General features: G+C 71.4%; 21 protein-coding genes. 11 read left to right on the top strand and 10 right to left on the bottom strand.

Annotation, left to right across the window (positions count from 1 at the left end; translation table 11 throughout):
• The first annotated feature begins 212 nt into the window (after positions 1-212).
• The gene (locus F9278_RS06670) at positions 213-1,556 is read left to right on the top strand and encodes a hemolysin family protein (protein ID WP_152167441.1); all 1,344 of its coding nucleotides are present in this window, start codon (positions 213-215) and stop codon (positions 1,554-1,556) included.
• The gene (locus tag F9278_RS06665; RefSeq protein WP_152167440.1) at positions 1,553-2,641 is read left to right on the top strand and encodes a hemolysin family protein; all 1,089 of its coding nucleotides are present in this window, start codon (positions 1,553-1,555) and stop codon (positions 2,639-2,641) included. Before F9278_RS06670 ends, F9278_RS06665 begins: the two co-directional genes overlap by 4 nt.
• Positions 2,642-2,720: 79 nt before the next feature.
• On the opposite strand, the gene F9278_RS06660 is transcribed toward F9278_RS06665, so the two are convergent.
• Both F9278_RS06660 and F9278_RS06655 read right to left on the bottom strand, forming a co-directional pair.
• The gene (locus F9278_RS06660) at positions 2,721-4,595 is read right to left on the bottom strand and encodes an AAA family ATPase (protein WP_152167439.1); all 1,875 of its coding nucleotides are present in this window, start codon (positions 4,593-4,595) and stop codon (positions 2,721-2,723) included.
• 434 nt (positions 4,596-5,029) lie between these two features.
• Positions 5,030-5,683: a uridine kinase family protein gene (locus F9278_RS06655; protein WP_152167438.1), complete on the bottom strand. Its 654-nt coding sequence runs from the start codon at positions 5,681-5,683 to the stop codon at positions 5,030-5,032.
• A 173-nt stretch (positions 5,684-5,856) separates the two neighbouring features.
• Here F9278_RS06655 and F9278_RS06650 point away from each other — a divergent pair, with 173 nt between their 5' ends.
• From F9278_RS06650 to F9278_RS06640, 3 genes are all read left to right on the top strand, one after another.
• Positions 5,857-7,245 carry a peptidase C39 family protein gene (locus F9278_RS06650; protein WP_152167437.1) on the top strand — a complete coding sequence of 463 codons (1,389 nt, stop codon included), beginning with the start codon at positions 5,857-5,859 and terminating at the stop codon, positions 7,243-7,245.
• 149 nt (positions 7,246-7,394) lie between these two features.
• The gene (locus tag F9278_RS06645; protein WP_152167436.1) at positions 7,395-7,541 is read left to right on the top strand and encodes an SCO1431 family membrane protein; all 147 of its coding nucleotides are present in this window, start codon (positions 7,395-7,397) and stop codon (positions 7,539-7,541) included.
• Positions 7,542-7,644: 103 nt separating this feature from the next.
• Positions 7,645-8,304 (top strand): TetR/AcrR family transcriptional regulator, encoded by a 660-nt coding sequence (locus tag F9278_RS06640; RefSeq protein ID WP_193241392.1) that lies wholly within the window; start codon positions 7,645-7,647, stop codon positions 8,302-8,304.
• Positions 8,305-8,389: 85 nt separating this feature from the next.
• On the opposite strand, the gene F9278_RS06635 is transcribed toward F9278_RS06640, so the two are convergent.
• Complete coding sequence (locus F9278_RS06635; RefSeq protein WP_152167434.1) at positions 8,390-9,637, bottom strand: glycoside hydrolase family 18 protein; 1,248 nt, start codon at positions 9,635-9,637, stop codon at positions 8,390-8,392.
• A 357-nt stretch (positions 9,638-9,994) separates the two neighbouring features.
• On the opposite strand from F9278_RS06635, the gene F9278_RS06630 reads away from it, so the two are divergent.
• Positions 9,995-11,173, top strand: coding sequence for an acyl-CoA dehydrogenase family protein (locus F9278_RS06630; protein WP_152167433.1), 1,179 nt, complete (start codon positions 9,995-9,997; stop codon positions 11,171-11,173).
• Between the two features lie 417 nt (positions 11,174-11,590).
• On the opposite strand, the gene F9278_RS06620 is transcribed toward F9278_RS06630, so the two are convergent.
• Positions 11,591-12,034, bottom strand: a complete 444-nt coding sequence (locus tag F9278_RS06620) for a hypothetical protein (RefSeq protein WP_152167431.1) — start codon at positions 12,032-12,034, stop codon at positions 11,591-11,593.
• A gap of 267 nt (positions 12,035-12,301) precedes the next feature.
• Here F9278_RS06620 and F9278_RS06615 point away from each other — a divergent pair, with 267 nt between their 5' ends.
• The 4 genes from F9278_RS06615 (at position 12,302) to fxsA (ending at position 16,626) form a co-directional block, all read left to right on the top strand.
• Positions 12,302-12,742, top strand: coding sequence for an Lrp/AsnC family transcriptional regulator (locus F9278_RS06615; protein WP_037701295.1), 441 nt, complete (start codon positions 12,302-12,304; stop codon positions 12,740-12,742).
• 249 nt (positions 12,743-12,991) lie between these two features.
• Complete coding sequence (locus F9278_RS06605) at positions 12,992-14,596, top strand: amidohydrolase (RefSeq protein WP_152167430.1); 1,605 nt, start codon at positions 12,992-12,994, stop codon at positions 14,594-14,596.
• Positions 14,597-15,188: 592 nt separating this feature from the next.
• Positions 15,189-15,986, top strand: a complete 798-nt coding sequence (locus F9278_RS06600; protein ID WP_152167429.1) for a polyprenol monophosphomannose synthase — start codon at positions 15,189-15,191, stop codon at positions 15,984-15,986.
• A 52-nt stretch (positions 15,987-16,038) separates the two neighbouring features.
• Positions 16,039-16,626: an FxsA family membrane protein gene (gene fxsA, locus F9278_RS06595; RefSeq protein ID WP_152167428.1), complete on the top strand. Its 588-nt coding sequence runs from the start codon at positions 16,039-16,041 to the stop codon at positions 16,624-16,626.
• Between the two features lie 213 nt (positions 16,627-16,839).
• Here the strand turns inward: fxsA and F9278_RS06590 are convergent, their stop codons facing one another.
• The 4 genes from F9278_RS06590 to yczE all read right to left on the bottom strand — a co-directional run bounded on the left by F9278_RS06590 (position 16,840) and on the right by yczE (position 20,329).
• Positions 16,840-17,214 carry an RNA polymerase-binding protein RbpA gene (locus F9278_RS06590; protein WP_003977404.1) on the bottom strand — a complete coding sequence of 125 codons (375 nt, stop codon included), beginning with the start codon at positions 17,212-17,214 and terminating at the stop codon, positions 16,840-16,842.
• A gap of 266 nt (positions 17,215-17,480) precedes the next feature.
• Positions 17,481-18,848 (bottom strand): MFS transporter, encoded by a 1,368-nt coding sequence (locus tag F9278_RS06585; RefSeq protein ID WP_152167427.1) that lies wholly within the window; start codon positions 18,846-18,848, stop codon positions 17,481-17,483.
• 42 nt (positions 18,849-18,890) lie between these two features.
• A complete protein-coding gene (locus F9278_RS06580; RefSeq protein WP_152167426.1) occupies positions 18,891-19,658 on the bottom strand; it encodes a glycerophosphodiester phosphodiesterase in 768 nt (255 codons plus the stop codon).
• On the bottom strand, positions 19,655-20,329 hold the full coding sequence (yczE, locus tag F9278_RS06575) for a membrane protein YczE (RefSeq protein ID WP_226966657.1): 675 nt from the start codon (positions 20,327-20,329) through the stop codon (positions 19,655-19,657). Before yczE ends, F9278_RS06580 begins: the two co-directional genes overlap by 4 nt.
• A gap of 98 nt (positions 20,330-20,427) precedes the next feature.
• On the opposite strand from yczE, the gene F9278_RS06570 reads away from it, so the two are divergent.
• Positions 20,428-21,927, top strand: a complete 1,500-nt coding sequence (locus F9278_RS06570) for an SCO1417 family MocR-like transcription factor (RefSeq protein ID WP_152167425.1) — start codon at positions 20,428-20,430, stop codon at positions 21,925-21,927.
• Positions 21,928-22,020: 93 nt separating this feature from the next.
• On the opposite strand, the gene F9278_RS06565 is transcribed toward F9278_RS06570, so the two are convergent.
• Positions 22,021-23,571 (bottom strand): hypothetical protein, encoded by a 1,551-nt coding sequence (locus F9278_RS06565; protein WP_152167424.1) that lies wholly within the window; start codon positions 23,569-23,571, stop codon positions 22,021-22,023.
• Positions 23,572-23,609: 38 nt separating this feature from the next.
• The gene (locus F9278_RS06560; protein ID WP_152167423.1) at positions 23,610-23,804 is read right to left on the bottom strand and encodes a hypothetical protein; all 195 of its coding nucleotides are present in this window, start codon (positions 23,802-23,804) and stop codon (positions 23,610-23,612) included.
• Positions 23,805-23,807 lie beyond the last annotated feature (3 nt).

Raw genomic sequence — 23,807 nt, 5'->3', positions numbered from 1 at the left:
GGGACGACTCAGGGCTTTCGCCCCTGCCGTACCGGCCCATGTCTTGATTAATCTGTTGGCGGAGGCGTTTTCGTTGCGCCTCCGCCTCCGCTTCCGCCGCACCATCGGGAAGGCGGAGGCTCCCTGCTAGTCGAGGAGTGACTCCCTCCAGCGATGGACGGATCGTCCTGTAGTACCTGCGCCGCCCCCTCCCGGCACATCGAGGCGGCGGCATGACCATCCCCCTGCTGCTCCTCGGAGCCGCGTTCCTGCTGATCCTCGCCAACGGCTTCTTCGTGGCGGCCGAGTTCGGTCTCGTCACCGTCGAGCGGCCCGAGGCCGAGAAGGCCGCCGCCGAGGGCGACCGCCGGGCCCACAAGGTGGTGGGCGCGCTCAAGGAGCTGTCGTTCCAGCTCTCCGGCACCCAGCTCGGCATCACCATCACCTCCCTCGTCGTCGGCATGCTCGCCGAACCGGCGCTCGCGGAGATACTCCACGGCCCCTTCACCGCCATCGGCATACCGGAAGGAGCGGTGTCCGGCGTCTCCGTGGTCGTCGGCATGCTGCTGGCCTCCGCCGTGCAGATGGTGATCGGCGAGCTGGTGCCCAAGAACTGGGCGGTGTCCAGGCCGATGCAGGTCGCCCGCTTCGTCGCCGGCCCCCAGCACGTCTTCTCCCGCCTCTTCCGCCCGGTCATCGCCGGCCTCAACGCGGTCGCCAACCGCCTGGTCCGCGCCTTCGGCGTCGAACCCACAGATGAACTGGCCTCCGCCCGCACCCCCGGCGAACTGGTCTCCCTGGCCCGGCACTCGGCCCAGGCCGGCGCCCTGGAACAGGACACCGCCGATCTCTTCGTCCGCACCCTCTCCCTGGGCGACCTGACCGCGGAGAACGTGATGACGCCTCGCGTCAAGGTCAGCGCCCTGCAGTCCTCGGCCACCGCCGAGGACGTGGTCAACCTCACCCGGGCCACCGGCCTCTCCCGCTTTCCCGTCTACCGGGAGCGGATCGACGAGATCGTCGGCATGGTCCACCTCAAGGACGCCCTCGCGATCCCGGCCCACGACCGGCTGCACACCCCGGTCGGCCGTATCGCCAAGGCCCCCGTGCTCGTCCCCGAGTCGCTGCCCGTGCAGCCGCTGCTGGCCCGGCTGCGCAGCGAACAGCCCATCGCCGTCGTCGTCGACGAGTACGGCGGCACGGCCGGGGTGGTGACCCTGGAGGACATCGTCGAGGAACTGGTCGGCGAGGTCCGCGACGAGCACGACGGGCACGACCTGCCCGAACTCGCCGCCGCCCCGCCCGAGGACGGCCGCCCCGCCTGGGACGTCGACGGCAGCTGCCGGGTCGACATGCTCCAGCGCATCGGCCTCGCCGTCCCCGACGGCCCGTACGAGACGGTCGCCGGCCTCGTCGCCGACCTCCTCGGCCGTATCCCCGCCCCCGGCGACCGCGCCGAGCTGCCGGGCTGGCGGCTCGCGGTGCGCCAGGTCGGGCACTACCGGGCGGAGCGCGTACGCCTCGTGCGCACCGCCCCCGTCACGGACCCCGCCTCCGTCCTGGAGGCGGCCCGATGAGCGTGCTCCAACTCCTGTTCGCCCTGCTCCTCGTGCTCGCCAACGGCTTCTTCGTCGGCGCCGAGTTCGCCCTCGTCTCCGTCCGCCGCAGCCAGATCGAACCGCTCGGGACCGCGCGGGCCCGGCAGGTCCTCTACGGTCTGGAGAACCTGCCGCAGATGATGGCGGCGGCCCAGTTCGGCATCACCGTCTGCTCGCTGACACTGGGCGCGGTGGCCGAGCCGACGGTGGCAAAGCTCTTGGAACCGCTGTTCGAGGCGATCCACCTGCCGCACGGGATGATCCACCCCCTGGGATACGTCATCGCCCTGGCCGTGGTCGTCTTCCTGCACCTCGTCATCGGCGAGATGCTGCCGAAGAACCTGGCGATGGCCGCGCCCGAGAAGACGGCGCTGTGGCTGAGCCCCGCGCTGGTGGCCTTCGCGCGGCTCTGCAAGCCGGTCACGGTCGGCCTCGGCGCCTGCGCCCGTGTCGTCCTCAGGCTCTTCCACGTCGAGCCCAAGGACGAGGTCGAGGCGGTCTTCACCAGCGTCCAGCTGGGCCGGCTGGTCGAGGACTCCGGTCAGGCCGGGCTGCTCGACCCCGAGGAGCAGGAGCGCCTGGAGGACGCGCTGGAGCTGGGCTCCCGCCCGGTGACGGACGTCCTGCTCAAGCGCGACTCCCTGGTGACGGTGGTCCCCTCGGTGACCCCCGCCCAGGTGGTGGCCCTCACCGCGCGCACGGGCTACTCCCGCTTCCCGGTGGTCGCGGAGAACGGCGCCTTCATGGGCCGCTACCTCCATGTCAAGGACGTCCTCGACCTGGAGGACTCCGAGCGTGCCGTCCCCCAGCAGATCTGGCGCCCCATGACCACCCTTCGCGCGGAACTGCCGCTCGACGACGCGCTGACGGTCATGCGGCGCGCCGCCACCCACCTGGCCCAGGTCGCGGACGCCTCCGGCAAGGTCCTGGGCCTCGTCGCCCTGGAAGACGTCCTGGAACTCCTGGTCGGCGAGGTCCGCGACCCGGCCCACCGGGAGGTCCAGCCGGTCCGGGTGACGGAGCCACGGCTCAGCGACACCCCGGAGGAGGCCTTGGCCGGCTGACCCCGCCCCCGCGCCCCTTTCCAGGGGCGCGGGGAACTGCGCGAACGCGGTCCGGGGCGGAGCCCCGAAGGCGAGAAGGTCACACCGCCGACGGCCCCCCTGGCCCCCGCCCCGACAGCACCTCCCCGTACGCCTGCATCAGATCCGGCAGCCGCAGCGTCGACAGATCGTCCCGCGTGGGAATCGACGGATACCCCGACAGCCGCAGATCCCGATACGCACAGCTCTTCTCGTACAGCGTCCGCAGGAACCGCCCGTTCCCCAACTCGTCGATCCACCCCTGATCGACGACATGCCCGGCGACCGACCGCAGCTCGTCGAGCGCCTCCTCGTCCCACACGTCGCCGTTCTCCGCTGCGAGCACCTCCCCGATCGAGGTCAGCTCCAACGGCCGGTAGGACGGAAAGTCGACGCGCGTCGTGAAGCGCGAGGAAAGCCCGGGATTCGCGGCCAGCAGCCGATCCATCCCCTCCGGATACCCCGCGAGGATCACGACCAGATGATCCCGGTTGTCCTCGGCCCGCTTCAGCAGCACCTGAAGCGCCTCGTCCCCGTACGCGTCGCCCTTGCCGTACCCGGTGTTGGACAGCGAGTACGCCTCGTCCACGAACAGCACCCCACCGATCGCGCCGTCGATCAGCTCGTTGGCCTTCACCGCGGTCTGCCCGAGGTACTCGCCCACCAGATCCGCGCGCTGCGCCTCCACGAGATGATCGCCGCCCAGCAGCCCGAGCGCGTAGAACACCCGGCCCAGTATTCGCGCCACGGTCGTCTTCCCGGTCCCGGACGGCCCGGAGAAGACGAAGTGCCGCTTGGGCGGCTGGACCGGCAACCCCTGCCCGGCCCGCAACCGGGCCATGTTCAGCTGCGCGGACAACGCTTTGACCTGCCGCTTCACCGGCTCAAGACCGACCATGCGCTCCAGCTCGGCGAGCGCCTCCTCCAGCAGCTCCGGATCCGTCGGCCCGGCCGGCAGCGACAGCGGCTCCACCGGCACCACGGACTTCTCCCGTACGAAGGTGTCGCCGGCCTCGGGCGGCAGCCCGCCCGGCGGCGGCAGCCCGGGATCGGAGACCTTCACGTCCCGGCCCTCGGGGTCGAAGAACGGCTCCAGCCCGTCGCCGTCGAGCACGTCCTGCCCGATCCCGGCGAGCGCGATCGCCGCGAAGTCGCTCGCCTCGTCGTCGTACCCGTCGCCCTCGGCGATCGCCGCGAGCCGCGCGGAGGTGTCCATGAAGGCGGGGTCGACCCGGTGCACGGCCCGGTACAGCGGCAGCGCGGCGGCACTGCGTCCGGTGCCCTCATGGGCGCGGGCCAGCCAGTACCGCAGCTCCTTGCGCTGCGGCTGCTCGCTGCGGCAGCGCATCAGCGCGGCGGAGAGCAGCGGCTCGGCCTGCCCGTACGTCTCCAGCCGCACCCGGGCCATCCCGCCGAACAGGCCCGCCTCGATACCCAGCAGCGGATCGTCGATCAGCGGATCGGTGTGCCGGACCAACTGCTCCCAGTCCTTGACCAGATAGGCGCGACAGGCGTGCAGAAAGCGCACCTGGTGATCCGCGTCGACCGGTGGCAGCCCCGCGAGCGCCCGGTCCAGCTCGGGCACATGGCGCCCGTCCAGCCAGTGCGAGGCGTGCGCGAGGAGCAGATCACGCGGGCTCTCCAGCACGGGCTGCACCCACCAGCCCAGCCAGTACCAGGAGTTGAGGGTGCGGCGGTGCCGGGAGCGCTGCTCCCCGAAGCGCTCCCGGTGCCGGAACATCCTCAGCAGCGCGGTCGTCGTGTCCACTCGCAGCGCGTGCAGCCCGAGCCAGCCGTCGGCCATCCCCGGATCCATCCGCACCGCGGCGCGGAACTCCTCCTCCGCCTGCGGATAGGCGCCCATCGTGTAGGCGTCCACGCCGCGCAGCCAGGCGAGATCGGCCGGTGCCTCGGGGCCCCGCGAGCCGAAGTCCATCACGTCCCCCACAAACCGTGCCCCCGTTGGAAACCGAACGGGCCGGTGCCCGTCGGCAGCCTTCGTCGAACCGCTGTGCCGCGGACGGGAGTTGCGCCGGTGCGTTGTCGCTGCCGTCCGAAGGTCGCACCTTGGGCATCGTACCTGCGGGTCGGTCGCCCTTCGAAGGGTGCCGCAGCCCTCGTCTGACGAGGTGGGAGCAGACGGGGCGCATTGCGGACGGTGACCGAGGGTGAAGGAATCGTGCCCCTGCGGTTCCGGAAAAGCCGGAAGAGGGCAGAACGAAGCCCCCGATCACGGGGGAACAACCGGGGGCTTCGCGTCTCTGGGCGGTGACGAATGACCGCACATTCAGAACGTAAGACCTGTACGGCCCCCCGGTCAAGCCGAGTTGGGGCTCTCACAGAACTTCTCGGACAGTCGCCTTCACAAGTTCAGCACATTGCGGATGGTCCGTCACCCTGAGTGAGACGACGTGTCGATCCGGGAGTCGACGCAGGTCCCGCCAGCACCTCGTACCCCGTGCTTCCCGGCCGAATCAGGAGATCGGCAAACGGCCGAGAAGGATCCTCGGCGAAATGCCGACGTTCCGCCCTGACCCATCCGGCCCAGAACTCGCTCTGTTCCTCCCCGTCCCTCGCCCGCCCACGCGCCCAGGCCCGCTCCTCCGGCAACTCCATCCACACCAGCCGCGCCAGATACGGCCGCAGCGCACGCCGGCCCGCGCCCACCCCCTCGACGACGATCACGGGCGCCGAGGGCAGCACGCGCGCGGGGCCGAAGCCGCGCTCACGCCAGTCGTACGGGGCGTAGCGCGCGCTCCGCCCGCTCCGCAGCGGTTCGATCACCTGGTCCAGGAGGCGATCGGTCCACGCGAACAACTCCTCGTGCGTGGCGATGTCGTCGAGGTGCAGCACCGGGGCGCCGCCGAGCGCGTCGGCCAGCCGTCCGGCGAAGGTGCTCTTACCGGAGCCGGCGTGTCCGTCGACCGCCACCAGCCGGACCGGCCCGCAGGAGGGCGGCAGCTGTCGCAGCCGGGCGGCGAGGGCGTCGACGGCGGGATCCGCGGGGGCGGGGGAGGCGTGCATAGGTGGATTGAACACCGTGCCGGGCGACCTGGGCGCACGCCAGTGGTGTCGACCAATATCGGTGGGCGCGCCGGGGCGCGAGGTGCTGGCAGAAGTCCTTCCCCGACCTTCATAGTGGGCGAACAGCCGTGCGTCTGAACCGTTCCTTCCGGATCACTGGGGGTCTCCCACAGATGACGAGCCTTTCCGAGCCGTCCCGCAGGACCGTCCTGACCGCAGCCGTCGCCACCGCCACCGCCGCCGCGGCGGCCGGAGGATCGACGGGTCGGGCCGCCGCCGACACCATGAGCGGCCCGGCCGACGCCCCAGCGGGCGCCGGGCGGGCGCCGGCCCGCCTCGTGGACAACCGCGCCTGGACCTCGTACTCCGACTGGCGCTCCGGCGGCGCCGAGGGCACCTGCGCCAAGGCGGGGGAGCGGCCGGGGCTGGTGATCGACGCGCCGCTCGGCACCACCGACTACACCGACCCGCACACCGGGCGGACAGCCGCCTGGGAGTACGCGACCTGGACCTCGCCGGTCCACACGCTCACCGTGCCCGCCGTCGAGGTCATCGCGTCCTGGAACGCGCGCACCCCGGCGGGCACCTGGATCCAGATCGAGCTGAAGGGCACGTACTCCGACGGCACGGACACGCCCTGGTACGTGCTCGGCCGGTGGGCGGCCGGTGACCAGGACATCAGACGGACCTCCGTCGATGGCCAGGAGGACGGCAGAAGCAGTGTCTGGACGGACACCTTCGCCATCGACGACCCGGCCACGGGCCTGCGTCTCGCCTCGTACCGGCTGCGGCTGACCCTCCACCGCACCCCCGGCACCGGGCTCACCCCCACGGTGTGGCGGCTCGGCGCGATGGGTTCCGACGTGCCCGACCGCTTCACCGTCCCGGCCTCCGCGCCGGGGCTCGCGCGGGAGCTGAACGTCCCGCGCTACTCCCAGGAGACCCACAAGGGCCAGTACCCCGAGTACGACAACGGGGGCGAGGCCTGGTGCAGCCCCACGTCCTCGCAGATGATCATAGAGTTCTGGGGCCGTAGGCCCAGCGCCACCGAGCTGGCCTGGGTGAACCCGGCGTACGCGGACCCGCAGGTGTGCCACGCGGCGCGGTTCACCTTCGACTACCAGTACGAGGGCTGCGGCAACTGGCCGTTCAACGCCGCGTACGCCGCCACCTACAAGGACATCCAGGGCGTGGTGACCCGGCTGGGCTCGCTGACCGATCTGGAGACCCTGATCGCGGCGGGCATCCCGGCGATCACCTCCCAGTCGTTCCTGGCGGAGGAGCTGACGGGAGCGGGCTACGGCACGGCCGGGCATCTGATGACGGTGATCGGCTTCACCGCCGACGGCGATGTCATCGCCAACGACCCGAACTCGCCGACCAACGAGGCGGTGCGCCGGGTCTACCGCCGGCGCGAGTGGGAGAACATCTGGCTGCGGACAAAGCGGTACAACGCCGCGGGCAAGGTCGTCTCCGGTACCGGTGGCGTCTGCTATCTGTACTTCCCGGCGTACCCCACGTCCCGCCAGCGCGCGGCGCTCGCGGCGGTGGGCGTCGTCTGACGGAGCACCTCGACACGGCGCGGCCCCCGGGAGACCGGGGGCCGCCTCGTCGTGTGACCAAGCTCTCGGCCGCGAACCGCCCACGCGGTGGCAAGGTGGACGGAACGGTGGGGGAGCCCACCACACGCCGATCACACCAGCGAGCTGCCATGACCGCGACCTCCGCCACCGCCACCCGCGTCCGCACCGGCACGGGCGGCCCCCAGGACCACGGCCCGAAGATCGTCGAGCAACTGACGGGCTGGATCCTGGTCGTGGTCGTCGCGATGCTGGTGACCCAGCTGGGTCTGCTGTGACCTGATCCGCCGCTCGATTCTGTCGATCGGAGTCGAACAAGCTGGTGGTGAGGGTCTGCCATACTGCGGTTGTCCCGCTGGCAGTTGGAGACCAGGACCGAAATTGAATAGTAGTCAACAGCGTGGTGTCGAACCGCCGCGGGCCCGCGGCACCGACCGATCGTTGGCGCGCCGCGCCGAACTCATCTCCATCGGGCGCAAGTTGTTCGCCGACACGTCGTACGACACCTTGTCGATGGACGACATCGCGCGTCAGGCGCACGTGGCCAAAGGGCTGATCTACTACTACTTCAAGTCCAAGCGCGGCTACTACCTCGCCATCGTCGAGGACTCGGTCGCCGATCTGATCACGTTCGCCGCGAGCGGCCTCCAACTGCCGCCCGTGGAGCGGGTGCACCGGACCATAGAGTGCTATCTGCGGTACGCGGAGGACAATCAGGCCGCCTACCGCACGATCGTCAGCGGCGGAGTCGGCTTCGACACCCAGGTGCACGCCATCCGGGACGGCGTCCGCGAGGCGATCGTCGCCACCATCGCCGAGGGCGCGTACGGCCGGAGCGACATCGAACCCGTGGCCCGGATGGGCCTGTTCGGCTGGGTGTGCGCGGTCGAGGGAGCCACCCTCGACTGGATCGACCGCCCGGAACTGCCCCGCGACACCATGCGCGATCTGCTCGTCAAGATGCTCGGCGGCTCACTGCGCGCCATCGAGGAGCTGGCCCCGGCCTACCTCGCCCCGGCGCCCGCCCGCCGCGACACCTGAGCGCCCGGCGGGCGCGACAACTCCCGGGAAACGCACTCGGGGTGGAGGCCGACCGACCCCCACCCCAAGTCCCCCGTCGTGACGGTTACTTGATTGCCTTGATCAGCTCACCGTTCGCCGTGTCGCCGCTCAGCTCCCAGAAGAAGGTGCCGCCGAGGTTCTGGGCGTTCTTGTAGGCCATCTTCCCCTTGATGGTCGCCGGGGTGTCGTAACTCCACCAGTCGTCACCGCACTTGGCGTACGCGGTGCCGCCGACGATCCCGTTGGCCGGGCAGATCTTCTTGAGCACCTTGTAGTCCTCGTAGCCCGCCTCGTACGTCCCCGCCGCCGGGCCGGTCGCGGTGCCGCCGGGCGCCGACCGGGTGACGCCGGTCCAGCCGCGCCCGTAGAAGCCGATGCCGAGCAGCAGCTTGGAGGACGGGATGCCGAGACTCTTCAGCTTCTTGATGGTGGCGGCGGAGTTGAAGTGCTTGTCGGCGATGCCCGGGTACGCGTACAGCGGCGAGTGCGGGGCGGTGGTCGCGTCCCATGAGCCGAAGTAGTCGTAGGTCATCGGGTTGTACCAGTCGACGTACTTCGCGGCGCCCGCGTAGTCCGCCGCGTCGATCTTGCCGCCGGGCTTGGCGTCGGCCGTGATCGCCGCGGTGACGAGCTCCTTCTTGCCGAATCGTTTGCGCAGGGCGGCCATCACGTCCTCGAAGGCTTCCCTGCCGCTGGTGTCGCAGGTCAGGCCGCAGGTGTTGGGGTATTCCCAGTCGATGTCGATGCCGTCGAAGACATCCTTCCACCGGGAGTTCTCGACGAGGTCGTAGCAGGAGTCCGCGAAGGCCTTCGGGTCCTTGGCCGCCTCGCCGAAGCCACCGGACCAGGTCCAGCCGCCGAACGACCAGACGATCTTGAGCTGGGGGTGCAGCTTCTTCAGCTTGCGCAGCTGGTTGAAGTTGCCGCTCAGCGACTGGTCCGCGGTGTCGGCGACGCCGTCCACGGACTCCTCGGCGGTGAACGGCTTGTCGGTGTCCGCCCAGGCGTCGCCGAGCGCGCACTTGCCGTCGACGACGTTGCCGAACGCGTAGTTGATGTGCGTGAGCTTCTTCGCCGAGCCCGACGTCTCGATGTTCTTGACGTAGTACTTGCGGTCGTAGATGCCCCAGTCGATGAAGTAGCCGACGACCTTCGAGTCGGTCGCGCGGGGCGCGTGCGAGGCGGGGCCGGGCTTCGCGGGCGTGGCGGTCGCGGTGCCCGCCCCGGCGAGGAGGCCGGCGCCGAGGGCGGCGCAACACGTGGCGGCGACAAGCGTCCTGACGGGGACGCGGGAGCTGTGCGGTCTGAGCATCGTGACTCCGGGGGAGGGGAGCGTGACGGGGAGGGTGCTGCCTGGACCTGCTGTGCCGATTGGCATGAACGCGGTGGCGCGTTGCTGGGGGAGACCGTAGAGGACTAGACCACTTCGGTCAATGGTTCGGGCTGATTCCCGACAGGGCTCGACGGGCCGCCGAATGTGTCCTGATAAACGCTCGTTAACTGGTGACTCACTGCTCCGGATCGGGCATACTCCAAGCGCCACCGCCGCTGATCAGCGGCTTCCGTGATCCGGAGGAGGACCATCGGCAGTGGCACGTGAGACCCGGCGGCACCACCTCATCCCCGGTGGGCGTCCGCCGCAGTGCTCGACAGGAAGGAGAGCGTCGCCATGCCCGATCGCGCCGCGCAGCCGGTGGACCGTCAACTGCCCACGGAAGAGGCCCGGGATCTGATCTCGCTCGTCCGCGAGATCGCGCAGCGGGAGATCGCCCCGCACGCGGCCGAGGAGGAGGACGCCGGCCGCTTCCCCCGTGAACTCTTCGGCCTGCTCTCGGAGTCGGGACTGCTCGGTCTCCCGTACGACTCGGAACACGGCGGCGGCGACCAGCCGTACGAGGTCTACCTCCAGGCGCTGGAGGAGCTGGCCATGGCCCGCCTCACCGTCGGACTCGGTGTCAGCGTCCACACCCTCGCCTGCCACGCCCTCGCCAACTACGGCACCAAGGAGCAGCGGGTCGAGCATCTGCCGGCGATGCTCGGCGGCGGGCTGCTCGGCGCGTACTGCCTCTCCGAGCCCTCCTCCGGCTCGGACGCCGCGTCCCTGCGGACCAAGGCCGTGCGGGACGGCGACGACTGGGTGATCAGCGGTACCAAGGCCTGGATCACCCACGGCGGTATCGCCGACTTCTGCACGGTGATGGCCCGCACCGGCGGTGAGGGCTCCGGCTCCCGGGGCATCACGGCTTTCCTGGTGCCGGGCGACGCCGAGGGGCTGAGCGCCGCCGCGCCCGAGAAGAAGATGGGCATGAAGGGCTCACCCACCGCGCAACTCCACTTCGACGAGGTGCGCGTCGCCGACAGCCGGCGCATCGGCGAGGAGGGCCAGGGCTTCGCGATCGCCCTGTCCGCACTCGACTCCGGGCGCCTCGGCATCGCCGCCTGCGCGATCGGCGTGGCCCAGGCCGCCCTGGACGAGGCGATCGCCTACGCCACCGGGCGGCAGCAGTTCGGGCGGCCGATCGCCGACTTCCAGGGCCTGCGCTTCATGCTCGCGGACATGGCGACGCAGATAGAGGCGGGCCGCGCGCTCTACCTCTCCGCCGCCCGGCTGCGTGACGCGGGCAGGCCGTTCTCCCGGCAGGCGGCCATGGCGAAGCTGCTGTGCACCGATGCCGCGATGAAGGTCACCACGGACGCCGTGCAGATCCTCGGCGGGTACGGCTACACGGCGGACTTCCCCACCGAGCGGTACATGCGCGAGGCGAAGGTGCTCCAGATCGTCGAGGGCACCAATCAGATCCAGCGGATGGTCATCGCCCGGCACCTCGCGGGGCCCGAGTCACGCTGAACGAACCGCGGAAGAAGTCGGACGCGGCGAAGGGGTCCGACGCGGCGAAGTGATCCAGGGTTCCGCCGAACTGGTCGAGGCCGCTCGGCGGCGTCGCCAGCCGCACCCACTCCGGATCGTGACGCCCCGGCAGGGTACGGCCGCGGTCCGCCCAAGTCCGCATCAGGGCCCGGTAGATGGGCGGGTCCTGATGCGGGGCCGAACCCTGCGGAAGCGATTCTGCCGAAGCCGGCACGAAGATGTGACGCCGACTCCCGGTCACCGAAAAAGTTGGGGTCATACCGGGCCAACGCGGGCGAGGGCGAACGGGTCACCGCTCCCGGGAATCGCGACTGAGTTCGCGCCCGAACCGAACGGGGCAGGACGGGTCCCGCCCGCCGGGGCGCGTGGCGACAGTGGGCCGAACCGGCCCTGGAATCAGGCGGCTTGGCGCTGCTCGGGCTGCTGACGACGCAGTACCGGAACCCGCATCGGGCGCGATCCCGGGCCGCCCACGTGCGAGAAGGGCTGGGTCCGCCAGTCGAGGCCCTGAGGGAGCGTCAACAGCAGGGCGGTGTCCTGCTCCTGCGGCTCGACGGTCTCGTCCGCGGGCCGGGCGTCGTCGGCCGAACGGCCCGTGCCGGCGCAGACCGTGAGCCCGAACGGGTTCCACGGCGACACGACCAGCGCGTGCTCGGGCAGGTTGTCCTCGTCGGACAACAGGGCGATTGGCTGAGCGCAGTCCGGGCACACGACCCGGTACAACTCGAAGGTGTCGTACGCGTCGAACTCGTCGTCCGGTTCGACACCCTCCGGCTCGGGCTCGATGACCGCCTGGAGACGCTTGGGTGCGGTACGACCAGGGCGCTTAAGACTCTGCATGGGATTCTCCCCCTCGGGCTGGGCCGTAAGGCACTGCGGCCTCGACCACAGCAAGCACTTCCCGCCGGGTCTCGGCGGTAATCACGAGATCATCACGAAGCCTGTTCGGGTGCTGTGGTCTTCGTCACATGCCGCTCGCAGATGCCCAGTACGGTGACGATGTCACCCGTATGGCTCACAGGCAACTCCCAGCCACATCACGAACCGGGCATGACCTGCGCCGCTCAGGTACCGGACGAGATCAAGCGCCCTGTAGGTTCTTGCGCCATGGAGGAGCTGGACCGACAGATCGTGCAGCTGCTCGTCTCGGACGGGCGGATGAGCTACACCGACCTGGGCAAGGCCACGGGCCTGTCCACGTCGGCGGTGCATCAGCGTGTCCGCCGACTTGAGCAGCGTGGCGTCATCCGGGGCTATGCCGCGGTCGTCGACCCGGAGGCCGTCGGGCTGCCGATGACCGCGTTCATCTCGGTCAAACCCTTCGACCCCAGCGCCCCCGACGACATCGCAGAACGCCTTGCCGGCGTCCCGGAGATCGAGGCCTGCCACAGCGTCGCGGGCGACGAGAACTACATCCTCAAGGTCCGCGTGGCGACCCCGCACGAACTGGAGGAACTGTTGGCCCGCCTGCGCTCCCTGGCCGGCGTCTCGACCCGCACGACGGTCGTCCTGTCGACCCCGTACGAGGCAAGACCCCCAAGAATCTGAACCCCCGGCCGCCTGCCGACTTTCCTCGGCCGCCTGCCGCCTGCCGCCTGCCGCCTGCCGCCTGCCGCCTGCCGCCGCTTCCCTCCTGTCCGCTCACCGCTGTGGGCAATCGTTCCGCAGGGCGATGGGGGCACCTCCCGCTCGAGCGAAGCCGAGAGTGGGGGAGGGTGGGCACAGCGGACAGCGCCGGGTGCCTTGTAACCCCGGCCCAAGTGCACCGCGGCACCGCACACACGCGAAACTGTCCCCATGAGTGATCGCACCGCCCCGTCGAAGACCGTGCTGCTACGCGGCGGAGAAGTCCACAGCCCCGCCGACCCGTTCGCCACCGCGATGGTCGTGGAGCACGGCCAGATCGCCTGGGTCGGCTCCGAGGGCGCCGCCGACGCCTTCGCCCCCGGCGTCGACGAGGTGATCGACCTCGAAGGCGCCCTGGTCACCCCGGCGTTCACCGACGCCCACGTACACACCACCGCCACCGGCCTCGCCCTCACCGGCCTCGACCTCTCCACCGCCCCCACCCTGGACGCCGCCCTCGTTCTCGTACGGGAATTCGCGGCCGCCCGCCCGGCCGACCGCGTCCTCCTCGGCCACGGCTGGGACGCGGCCCGCTGGCCCGGTGGCCGCCCCCCGACCCGCGCCGAACTCGACGAGGCCACCGGCGGGCGCCCGCTCTACCTGAGCCGGATCGACGTCCACTCGGCGGTCGCCACCACAGCCCTGCTCGACCTGGTCCCGGGTGCCGACACCTTCGAGGACGCCCCGCTCACCCGCGACGCCCACCACGCCGTACGCGCCACCGCCCTCGCCGCCATCACCCCCGCCCAGCGCACCGAGGCCCAGCGCGCCGCCCTGGCGCACGCCGTCTCGCTCGGCATCGGCTCGGTCCATGAGTGCGCGGGCCCCGAGATCTCCTCCGAGGAGGACTTCACCGGCCTGCTGCGGCTCGCCGCCGAGGAGCCGGGCCCCCGTGTGGTCGGGTACTGGGCGGAGCGCGACGTGGAGAAGGCGCGCGCCCTCGGGGCGGTCGGAGCCGCCGGCGACCTCTTCGTCGACGGCGCCCTCGGCTCGCACACCGCGTGCCTGCACGCGCCGTACGCGGACGCTGCCCACACCGGCACGGCCTACCTGGACGCGGCGGCCGTCGCCGCCCATGTGGTCGCCTGCACCGAGGCGGGCCTCCAGGCGGGCTTCCACGCCATCGGGGACGCCGCGGTGGCCTCGGTCGTCGAGGGAGTGCGAGAGGCCGCCGAGAAGGTCGGCCCGGCCCGGGTGCGGGCCGCCCGGCATCGCGTCGAGCACGCCGAGATGCTCACCCCCGAGACCGTCGCCGCCTTCGCCGAACTCGGCCTGACCGCCTCGGTCCAGCCCGCCTTCGACGCCCTCTGGGGTGGCGAGGAGGGCATGTACGCCCAGCGGCTGGGCGTGGACCGCGCCCGTACCCTCAACCCCTTCGCGGCGCTGCTGCGCGCCGGCGTACCCCTGGCCTTCGGCTCCGACAGCCCGGTCACCCCCCTCGACCCCTGGGGCACCGTCCGCGCGGCGGCCTTCCACCGCACGCCGGAGCACCGGGTGTCCGTGCGCGCCGCGTTCACGGCGCATACGCGGGGTGGCTGGCGGGCGGTCGGACGAGACGACGCGGGCGTCCTCGTACCGGGCGCGCCCGCCGACTACGCGGTGTGGCACACCGGCGATCTTGTCGTCCAGGCCCCCGACGACCGGGTCGCCCGCTGGTCCACCGACCCCCGTTCCGGCACGCCCGGCCTGCCCGACCTGAGCCCCGGCACCGACCTGCCCGTCTGTCTGCGGACCGTGGTGGCAGGGCGAACGGTCTTCGTACGGCCGGGCGAGTGATCTCCCGGAACGGCGTGGAGCCGGCCATGATCCGGCGGCGCGCCGCGCGACCTGCGGCTCCTCCCCCACGACCAGGCACTTGAGGGAGATTGCGCAGGTCAAAGGGCGGTTGACAGTGGGACGCAGGGGACGGGTAGGTTCTGCCGGGTCCACCACCGGACGTCCGACCGGGGAACTTCCGCACGGTCGTCGGAGCGCCGCTGGGTCAGGGGTGATGTGCCGTACCGGCGCACCGCCACTGGCAGCCAGGCCCAGGGGCCGCGCTTCGGCGAGGGAACGTTCCGGCTCGGTCGGGTAGGTGCGACCCGGGTGGGGCCCGGACGCTCAGTAGACAACGGCTTTCGGTCGACCCGCAGCCAGCGGGTCCCAGGTCGGCCCGAAGGGCGTCGGGCCCCCATCCGCAGCGGACGACATCTGTACTCCGCCCCGTGTTGGCGCGAGATTGGTTCTGTGGAGACGCACATGCTACGCAGAGCGCGCTCCCGCACACCCCCTGTTGAATCGACACCCCTCTGGACACCGGCCGACACTCCCGCGCAGGCCGTGGCCACTATGGTGGTCCCCTGCGCACGGAGGACTTGAAGGGGCAGCAGTGAACGACGGCGACGGGACGCTCGCGGCGGAAGGCCAGGAGAGGCGGTTCGGCCCGCTCGGCAAGGCCTTGGTGATCATCCCGACCTACAACGAGGCGGAGAACATCAAGGCGATCGTCGGCCGGGTGCGGAAGGCCGTCCCCGACGCGTACGTCCTGGTGGCCGACGACAACAGCCCCGACGGCACCGGCAAGCTCGCCGACGAACTGGCCGCCGAGGACGATCACGTCCAGGTGCTGCACCGCAAGGGCAAGGAAGGTCTCGGCGCCGCCTACCTCGCGGGCTTCCACTGGGGTATGGACAACGGTTACGGCGTCCTCATCGAGATGGATGCCGACGGCTCGCACCAGCCCGAGGAACTGCCCCGGCTGCTCACCGCGCTCAAGGGCGCCGACCTCGTCCTCGGCTCCCGCTGGGTGCCGGGCGGGCGCGTGGTGAACTGGCCCAAGTCCCGCGAGTTCATCTCCCGCGGCGGCAGCCTCTACTCCCGGGTCCTGCTCGACGTCCCCGTGCGCGACGTCACCGGCGGGTACCGGGCCTTCCGCCGCGAGACCCTCGAAGGGCTCGGCCTCGACGAGGTCGCCTCCCAGGGCTACTGCTTCCAGGTCGACCTCGCCCGCCGCGCGGTCAAGGCGGGCTACCACGTGGTCGAGGTCCCCATCACCTTCGTAGAGCGCGAACTGGGCGATTCCAAGATGAGCCGGGACATCCTCGTCGAGGCGCTGTGGCGGGTCACGGCGTGGGGCGTGGGGGAGCGGGTCGGCAAGGTGCTCGGGCGGGACGACAAGCGGGCCTGAGCCTGATCAGCCCCTTATCCCGTGCTGAGCCAGGGCCAGGCACACTGGGAGCATGACGACTGGCGCTCCGTCCTCCACGTACCCCGCCCGGCCCCGGCGTTCCCGGCTGCGCACGTTTCTGCCGTTGGGTGTCGCCGCCTGGCTGGTGCTGGAGATCTGGCTGCTCACGGTGGTCGCGGACGCGGCCGGTGGGTTCACGGTCTTTCTGCTGCTCGTCGCCGGGTTCCTCGTCGGATCGGCCGTGGTCAAGCGGGCCGGACGGCGGGCGTTCCGGGCGCTGTCCGAGACGCTGCAACAGCAGCAGGGGGGTGTGGGCGCGCCCAAGGCCGAGGCCGGCAAGAGCGAGGGCAACGGGTTCCTGATGCTGGGGGGTCTGTTGCTGATGCTGCCGGGGCTGGTGTCCGACGCGGTGGGGCTGGTGCTGTTGATTCCGCCGGTGCAGAAGGCGTTGGGGCGGTATGCCGAGCGGACCTTCGAGCGGAAGATTCGCGAGGCCGGGGCTGGGGGGCTGGGGGATGCCTTTCAGCAGGCGCGGATGCATCGGCCCGACGGCAAGGTCGTGCCGGGGGAGGTCATCCGGGACGACGAGGGCTCCGCGGGCTCAGGGGATGTGCCGCCCCGTCCGCCGCTGAACCGCTGAGGCGTTTTCTCGCCCCCCGCCGCCCCTACCCGTCCCATCCTCCAGTGGCTGCGCCCCACCGGACCCCCACAGCGCGGGTCCGGTGGGGCTTCTCGCGCGGTTCCCCGCGCCCCTTGAAGGCCACGCCGAAGACCGAGGGCGCCGTACAGGTTCGTACGGCGCCCTCGGTCATCGGTTGCGCTGTGTGGTCCGCCTAACCCCCAAAGGGGCGGGTCACGCGGACTTGCGGCTGTCTCGCGGATGTACCGCGATATTCATCGCGCCGGAGCGGAGAACCGCCAGGCGCTCTTCGAGGACCTCTTCGAGTTCCTCACGGGTGCGCCGCTCCATCAGCATGTCCCAATGCGTACGCGCGGGCTTGGCCTTCTTTTCCTCAGGGCCGTCGCCGTCCACGAGGAGTGCCTGGGCCCCGCAGACCTTGCACTCCCACTCCGGCGGAATCTCCGCCTCGACCGAGAAGGGCATCTCGAAGCGGTGCCCCTTCTCGCATGCGTACTCCACGGCCTGGCGCGGAGCCAAGTCGATGCCGCGGTCCGTCTCGTAGCTGGTCACCACGAGGCGCGTGCCGCGAAGAGCTCGCTCACTCATGAATCGTGCCTCCCGGGCTTGTCGCCCACAGGACAGGTGTCGCTGTCGTCGTCATCCGGTCAACGTCCGGTCGGCGGTAAAGATTCCCGTTCCGTGTCCCGTTCCGGGTCATGCGTCGCCGTCGTAGCCGCCCTTGTTGTACCCACCGGCGCCCGGTTTGCCACATCTGACAGCAGATGTCACCCAGCGTTTCGGCATCTTTGACGCGCAGTAACGGTACGCCTGGCAGGCCAAACGCGTACACTACAGCCCTTTCGCTCCCGGCGCTAAATCCTGTCCGGAACGGGATTGCCCGCGTCGCTGATCGCCCGGCGCACCGGAACCCTCGCGAGCAGGGCGAATCCCAGGACGAAGAAGGCCACCAGGGAGATGATCGCGTCCCGATAGCTTCCGGTCAGCTGGTAGGTCACACCGAACAGCAGCGGGCCCAGCCAGCTCATCCCGCGGTCGCTCATCTCGTATGCGGAGAAGTACTCGGCCTCCTTGCCGGCCGGTACGAGATGCGAGAACAGCGAGCGGGAGAGGGCCTGGCTGCCGCCGAGCACCAGGCCGATGCCCGAGGCGAGGACGAAGAAGAAGACCGGTGCGCCCGCCGGGAGGAAGTAACCGGCGGCGAGGATCAGGGTCCAGGCGACCAGGGAGCCGAGGATCGTGCGCTTGGCGCCGTAGCGCCGGGCGAGCCGGCCCATGCCGAGGGCGCCGCCCACCGCCAGGATCTGCACCAGCAGGACCGCCACGATCAGCGTGGACTGCTCCAGGTCGAGTTCCTCGGAGCCGTACACCGAGGCCTGGGAGATCACCGTCTGGATGCCGTCGTTGTAGACGAGGTAGGCGAGGAGGAAGGCGAGGGTCAGCGGGTGGCGGCGCATGTCGCGGATGGTCGCGACGAGCTGGCGCAGACCGGGGGCCGTCGCCCCTTCCTCGGACCCCGCGGCCTTGCCCTTCGGCGCGCCTCGGTCGCGCAGGCGGCTCAGCGGGATCAGGGTGAACGCGCCCCACCACAGGCCCGCCGAGGCCAGGCAGATACGGACGGCCATGCCCTCGGAGACGCCGAAGGAGTCGTGGGCCGTGAACAGGATCAGGTTCGCGACCAGGACCAGGGCGCCCGCCGCGTAGCCGAAGGCCCAGCCCCGGGAGGACACGGCGTCGCGTTCCTCGGGGGGCGCGATCTGGGGGAGGTAGGAGTTGTAGAGCATCATCGCCACGGACTGCGCCGCGTTCGCGACGATCAGCAGCATGCCGCCGAGGAGGTAGCGGTCGCCGTCCAGGAAGAACATTCCGGCGGTCGCGCCGGCCCCGACATAGGCGGCCGTGCCCAGGAGCGGCTTCTTGCGGCCCGTGCGGTCGGCAGCCGCGCCGACCAGGGGCATGATCACGACGGCCAGGATCACCGACAGGGACACCGAGTACGCGAAGAAGGAGCCGGCCCGCACCGGTATGCCCAGAGGGTGGACGTAACCGTCCGGATCGGCGGCGGACTTGGCGACCTCGGTCAGATAGGGGCCGAGGAACACGGTCAGGACGCTGGTCGAGTAGACGGAGCAGGCCCAGTCGTAGAAGTACCAGCCACGCTGTTCGCGCCGTCTGCCCGCGGCCTCGTCGGCCGCGTCCGTCCGCACGGTGTCGGTGCCCACCCGTGCCCCTCGCTTCCCCGTGAAACGGGCCGCGCGAGCGCGTCAGACCCAGGTCCCCCGGTCCTCAAGCACCTTGCGCAGCGTGTCGATGTGATCGGTCATGATGCCATCGACGCCCAGGTCCAGGAGCCGGTGCATACGTTGCGGTTCGTTCACGGTCCAGACGTGGACCTGCAGCCCGCGCGCGTGGGCGGCGCGCACGAACCGGTGGTCCACCACGGGGACCCCCGACCGGGACTCCGGCACCTGCGCCGCGACCGCCGAGCGGCGCACCGACGCGGGGATGCCCCAGGAGCGCAGCCGCAGCCCCAGGATGCCGCTCGTGCCGTACGAGGTGGCCAGACGCGGGCCGGCGAGGCGCTGGGCGCGGGCGACCCGGGACTCGGAGAAGGAGCCGACGCAGACCCGGTCCCAGGACTCGGTGCGGGCGACGAGGTTGAGGAGGGGGTGGAGCGCGGGCTCCGCCTTGATGTCGACGTTCCAGCGGACGTCGGGGAAGGCTTCGAGGAGTTCCTCGAAGAGAGGGACCGGTTCGACGCCCGCCACGCGCGCGTGGCGGATGTCCTTCCACGGCAGGTCGGCTATCCGACCCGCCCCGTCGGTCATCCGGTCCAGCGTCGAGTCGTGGAAGGCGACGAGCTTGCCGTCGAGCGTGGCGTGCACATCGGTCTCGATGTAGCGGTAGCCCGACTCCACCGCCCGCCGGAACTGGGCCATGGTGTTCTCCGGGCCGTCCGCCGCCCCGCCCCGGTGGGCGAAGGCGATCGGGCCCGGATGGTCGAGGTAGGGGTGGCGTATGGGGGCGGTCACCCGGGCAGTATGGCCCGCTTCGATGGACCGGTGGCAACGACCGTGCTGCCGGATTCCGAGGGGACGGCGAACAGGCGCAGGAAGAACTGGGCCAGCGGGCCGATGGAGAGCGCGTACAGGAGAGTGCCCACGCCCACCGTGCCGCCGAGGGCGAAGCCGGTCGCCAGCACCGCCACCTCGACCACCGTCCGCATCAGCCGGACCGAGCGTCCGGTACGGCGGTGCAGCCCCGTCATCAGGCCGTCGCGCGGGCCCGGCCCGAACCGGGCCGCGATGTAGAGGCCGGTCGCCACACCGTTGAGCACGATCCCGGCGACGAGCAGGGGGATCCGCACGGCCATGGTGTGCGCCTCGGGCACCAGGGCCAGGGTGGCGTCCATCGCGATGCCGACCACGAACACGTTGGAGACCGTGCCGAGGCCGGGGCGCTGGCGCAGCGGGATCCACAGGAGCAGCACCATCGCGCCCACGACGATCGACACCACACCGATCGTCAGACCGGTCAGCTCCGCCAGGCCCTGGTGCAGCACGTTCCACGGCTCCAGGCCGAGGCCCGCCCGCACGAGGAGAGCGGAGCTGGCGCCGTACAGCGCGAGCCCGGTGTAGAGCTGGGTCAGCCGTCGGCCGAGGCGACGCGGCGGCACTACCTGCGGTATGTCCTGTGTGGTCAAGATGTCCCCCTGGTGGTATCGGTGGCCTGTCCCATGACACTCTGTGGCTTGGAAAGTGAAGCCATCCATGGCCAATCCGGGGAAGGTGGACTGAAATCATGACCCAGTGGACTTCGGCGGTCGGCGCGGCTCAGCTCGCGCGGCTGCTCACCTCGCAGCAGGAGCGCCCCGCCGGCCCCGGCACCCGCCGCCCGCCCGCCTACCGTGCGCTCGCCGACGGCATCCGGCTGCTGGTGCTGGAGGGCCGCGTACCGGTGGCCGCCCGGCTGCCCGCCGAGCGCGAACTGGCGCTGTCCCTCTCCGTGAGCCGTACGACCGTCGCCGCGGCCTACGAGGCGCTGCGCGCGGAAGGGTTCCTGGAGTCCCGGCGGGGAGCGGGCAGCTGGACCGCCGTACCGGCCGGGAAGCCGTTGCCCGCGCGCGGACTGGAGCCGCTGCCGCCCGAGGCGCTCGGCTCGATGATCGACCTGGGCTGCGCGGCCCTGCCCGCCCCCGAGCCCTGGCTCACCCGGGCCGTGCAGGGCGCGCTGGAGGAACTGCCGCCCTACGCCCACACCCACGGCGACTATCCCGCCGGGCTGCCCGCGCTGCGCTCCATGCTCGCCGACCGCTACACCGCGCGGGGCATCCCCACCATGTCCGAGCAGATCATGGTGACGACGGGGGCCATGGGCGCCATGGACGCCATCTGCCACCTCTTCGCCGGGCGCGGTGAGCGGATCGCGGTGGAGTCGCCGTCGTACGCCAACATCCTGCAGCTGATGCGGGAGGCGGGGGCGCGGCTGGTGCCGGTCGCCATGGCCGACGGGCTCGCCGGGTGGGACATGGACCGGTGGCGTCAGGTGCTGCGGGACGCGGCGCCCCGGCTCGCCTACGTCGTCGCGGACTTCCACAACCCGACCGGTGCGCTCGCCGACGAGGACCGGCGGCGGGGGCTCGTCGACGCCGCGCGGAGTGCGGGAACGGTACTCGTCGCCGACGAGACGATGACTGAGCTGTGGCTCGACGACGACGTGGAGATGCCACGACCCGTATGCGCGTTCGACCCGGCGGGGTCCACGGTGATCACGGTCGGGTCGGCCAGCAAGGCGTTCTGGGCCGGCATGCGGATCGGGTGGGTGCGGGCGGCGCCGGACGTGATCCGCAGTCTCGTCGCGGCGCGGGCGTACGCGGATCTGGGGACGCCCGTGCTGGAGCAGCTCGCCGTGAACTGGCTGATGAGTACGGGGGGTTGGGCGCAGGCCGTGGGGATACGGCGGGAGCAGGCACGGGGGAACCGGGACGCGCTGGTGGGGGCGCTGCGGCGGGAGCTGCCGGACTGGGAGTTCGCGGAGCCTCGGGGCGGGTTGACGCTGTGGGTCCGTACCGGGGGGCTGTCGGGGTCTCGGCTCGCGGAGGTGGGGGAGCGGGTGGGGGTGCGGGTGCCGTCCGGGCCCCGGTTCGGAGTGGACGGGGCGTTCGAGGGGTATGTGCGGCTGCCGTTCACCGTGGGGGGTGCGGTCGCCGAGGAGGCGGCGGTGCGGTTGGCCGCGGCGGCCCGGTTGGTGCGGGACGGGGCGTCCGGTGGGAGCGAGGGGCCGCGGACCTTCGTGGCGTGAGGGGGGTGGGTGGTGCGCGACGGGTGCCGCGCACCACCCGTGCCGCCCCAGCGGCACGACTGCCCGCCGGTTGTGTACCAACCGGCCGTGTTCTCAGGTTTCCGCCACCGCCGTCTTCGTGAGGGCGTCCGGTGGGGTCGTGTGGGGCGGGAGGAGGTCGAGGACCGCCTGGCGGTGGGGTTCGGGGGTGGACTCGTCGTAGGGGTCCGGGGTGGTGGGGACCTGGAGACGGAGGGTGGGGGCGGGGCCCAGGCGGGCGTAGCCGCGGCCCGGGGGGACGTCCGGGGTGGGGGTGGTGGGTGGCGCGGCGCCCAGGACCGCTTCCGCCTGAGCGGGGGAGACGGGGCCCAGCACCACGCGCGCGCGGGTGTGCTGCCGTACCGCGTCCGTGAGGGTGTCCAGGTGGTCGAACTGTTCCGTGACCACGACCGTGACGTTGACCGCGCGGCCGTGCCGCAGGGGGACCTGGAGGAGGGACTGCGGGTCGCGCCGGCCGTCGGCCGCGGCGAGGTGGGTCAGCGCGGTCGGGCGGTCGAGGAGGAGCCAGAGGGGACGGCGGATGTCGTCCGGCGCGGGCCGGCCCGCCTGGCGGGCGAGGTTCGTGGCGATCAGCCGGCGCTCGGTCTCCTGGGACGCCCACTCCAGGCTCGCCAGGGCCCCGGAGAGGCCGCTCTCCACGGCGAGGACGCCGTCGCGGCCGGTCAGACACGCGTGCTCACCGCTGCCGCCGCCCTCGACGACGACCACATCGCCGTGCTGGAGGGCCTGGAGGGCGATCGAGCGGAGCAGCGTCGTCGTACCGCTGCCGGGTTCGCCCACGGCCAGCAGGTGCGGTTCGGTGGAGCGGTCGCCGGTGCGCCAGACGACCGGCGGCACATCGCGCTGCTCCTCCCCGAAGGAGACGGGAAGGGTGCGCTGGACGTCGGTCGCGTCGGTGAAGCCGAGGACCGTCTCGCCCGGTGCCGTCACGAAGCGCTGTGCGGCGATGTCGGTGGCGAGCGGGGAGAGGACGGCGACGGTGAGTTCGTTGCCCTCCTCGTCCCAGGTGAAGCGGTACTCACGGCCGCGGCCCGCCTTGGTGTGCAGCAGCTGCTCGATACGGGCGCGGGCCTCCGCCTCGCCGTCGGTGAAGTACGCGGGGTAGCGGATCAGCAGATGGCAGACGCGGCCGGTGGAGTCGAACGCGTAGGTGGGGAAGGCCTTGTCCCAGGCGCCGCCGTGCGCGTACAGGGGCTCGGGGTCCTCGGCGGCCGAGAAGTAGGGGACCAGGGCCTCGTAGAGGGATCGCAGGCGCTGGGTCTGGGACTCGTCGGGGCCGGTGGGCTCCGGGACGGCCCCGGCCCGGCCCGCCCAGGCCGCCGCCGCCATCAGGGCGATGACGGCGAGCAGCGGGCCGTACGGCACCAGCGCCACGACCAGGACGACCGAGGCCGCCAGGAAGAGCAGTGACCCGCGGCGGTCCTTCGGGGTCTCGGCCCATCTGCGGCGGCCGGCGGCGACCAGCCGACGCAGTCCACGCGTGATCGTGATCAACGGGTGGAGGACGTCGGTGGCGCCGTCGGCCGCCGTTCGGGCCAGCTCCCGGCACCTGGCGAGGTGCGCGCCACCGGTGCTCAGAATGCGGGGGAGGGGGACCCGGGCCACAGCTCTCTCCTGGGGGGTGCGTACGGATGGGGACGGGGTCAGAACTTGATCCCACCGAGGAGGCTCGCGAGGCTCTCGCCGCCCGCTGTGATGCTCGGGGCGATGCCCGTGTTGGCGAGGTAGAAGCCGAAGAGCGTGACCACGATGCAGTGCGAGGCCTTCAGGCCGTCCTTGCGGAAGAACAGGAAGACGATGATGGCGAGCACGACGACGCACGAGATGTTCAGGAACATGGG

The sequence above is a fragment of the Streptomyces phaeolivaceus genome, from assembly GCF_009184865.1.
Lineage (GTDB): Bacteria > Actinomycetota > Actinomycetes > Streptomycetales > Streptomycetaceae > Streptomyces > Streptomyces phaeolivaceus.
Note: the sequence above shows the minus strand (reverse complement) of the source record. Positions and strands in the feature narration are given on the sequence as shown.

Bases quoted from the DNA above. Each gene is read 5' to 3' on its own strand.
- F9278_RS06670 (WP_152167441.1), top strand. From the start codon at position 213: ATGACCATCCCCCTGCTGCTCCTCGGAGCCGCGTTCCTGCTGATCCTC.
- F9278_RS06665 (WP_152167440.1), top strand. From the start codon at position 1,553: ATGAGCGTGCTCCAACTCCTGTTCGCCCTGCTCCTCGTGCTCGCCAAC.
- F9278_RS06660 (WP_152167439.1), bottom strand. From the start codon at position 4,595: ATGGACTTCGGCTCGCGGGGCCCCGAGGCACCGGCCGATCTCGCCTGG.
- F9278_RS06655 (WP_152167438.1), bottom strand. From the start codon at position 5,683: ATGCACGCCTCCCCCGCCCCCGCGGATCCCGCCGTCGACGCCCTCGCC.
- F9278_RS06650 (WP_152167437.1), top strand. From the start codon at position 5,857: ATGACGAGCCTTTCCGAGCCGTCCCGCAGGACCGTCCTGACCGCAGCC.
- F9278_RS06645 (WP_152167436.1), top strand. From the start codon at position 7,395: ATGACCGCGACCTCCGCCACCGCCACCCGCGTCCGCACCGGCACGGGC.
- F9278_RS06635 (WP_152167434.1), bottom strand. From the start codon at position 9,637: ATGCTCAGACCGCACAGCTCCCGCGTCCCCGTCAGGACGCTTGTCGCC.
- F9278_RS06630 (WP_152167433.1), top strand. From the start codon at position 9,995: ATGCCCGATCGCGCCGCGCAGCCGGTGGACCGTCAACTGCCCACGGAA.
- F9278_RS06620 (WP_152167431.1), bottom strand. From the start codon at position 12,034: ATGCAGAGTCTTAAGCGCCCTGGTCGTACCGCACCCAAGCGTCTCCAG.
- F9278_RS06615 (WP_037701295.1), top strand. From the start codon at position 12,302: ATGGAGGAGCTGGACCGACAGATCGTGCAGCTGCTCGTCTCGGACGGG.
- F9278_RS06605 (WP_152167430.1), top strand. From the start codon at position 12,992: ATGAGTGATCGCACCGCCCCGTCGAAGACCGTGCTGCTACGCGGCGGA.
- fxsA (WP_152167428.1), top strand. From the start codon at position 16,039: ATGACGACTGGCGCTCCGTCCTCCACGTACCCCGCCCGGCCCCGGCGT.
- F9278_RS06590 (WP_003977404.1), bottom strand. From the start codon at position 17,214: ATGAGTGAGCGAGCTCTTCGCGGCACGCGCCTCGTGGTGACCAGCTAC.
- F9278_RS06570 (WP_152167425.1), top strand. From the start codon at position 20,428: ATGACCCAGTGGACTTCGGCGGTCGGCGCGGCTCAGCTCGCGCGGCTG.
- F9278_RS06560 (WP_152167423.1), bottom strand. From the start codon at position 23,804: ATGTTCCTGAACATCTCGTGCGTCGTCGTGCTCGCCATCATCGTCTTC.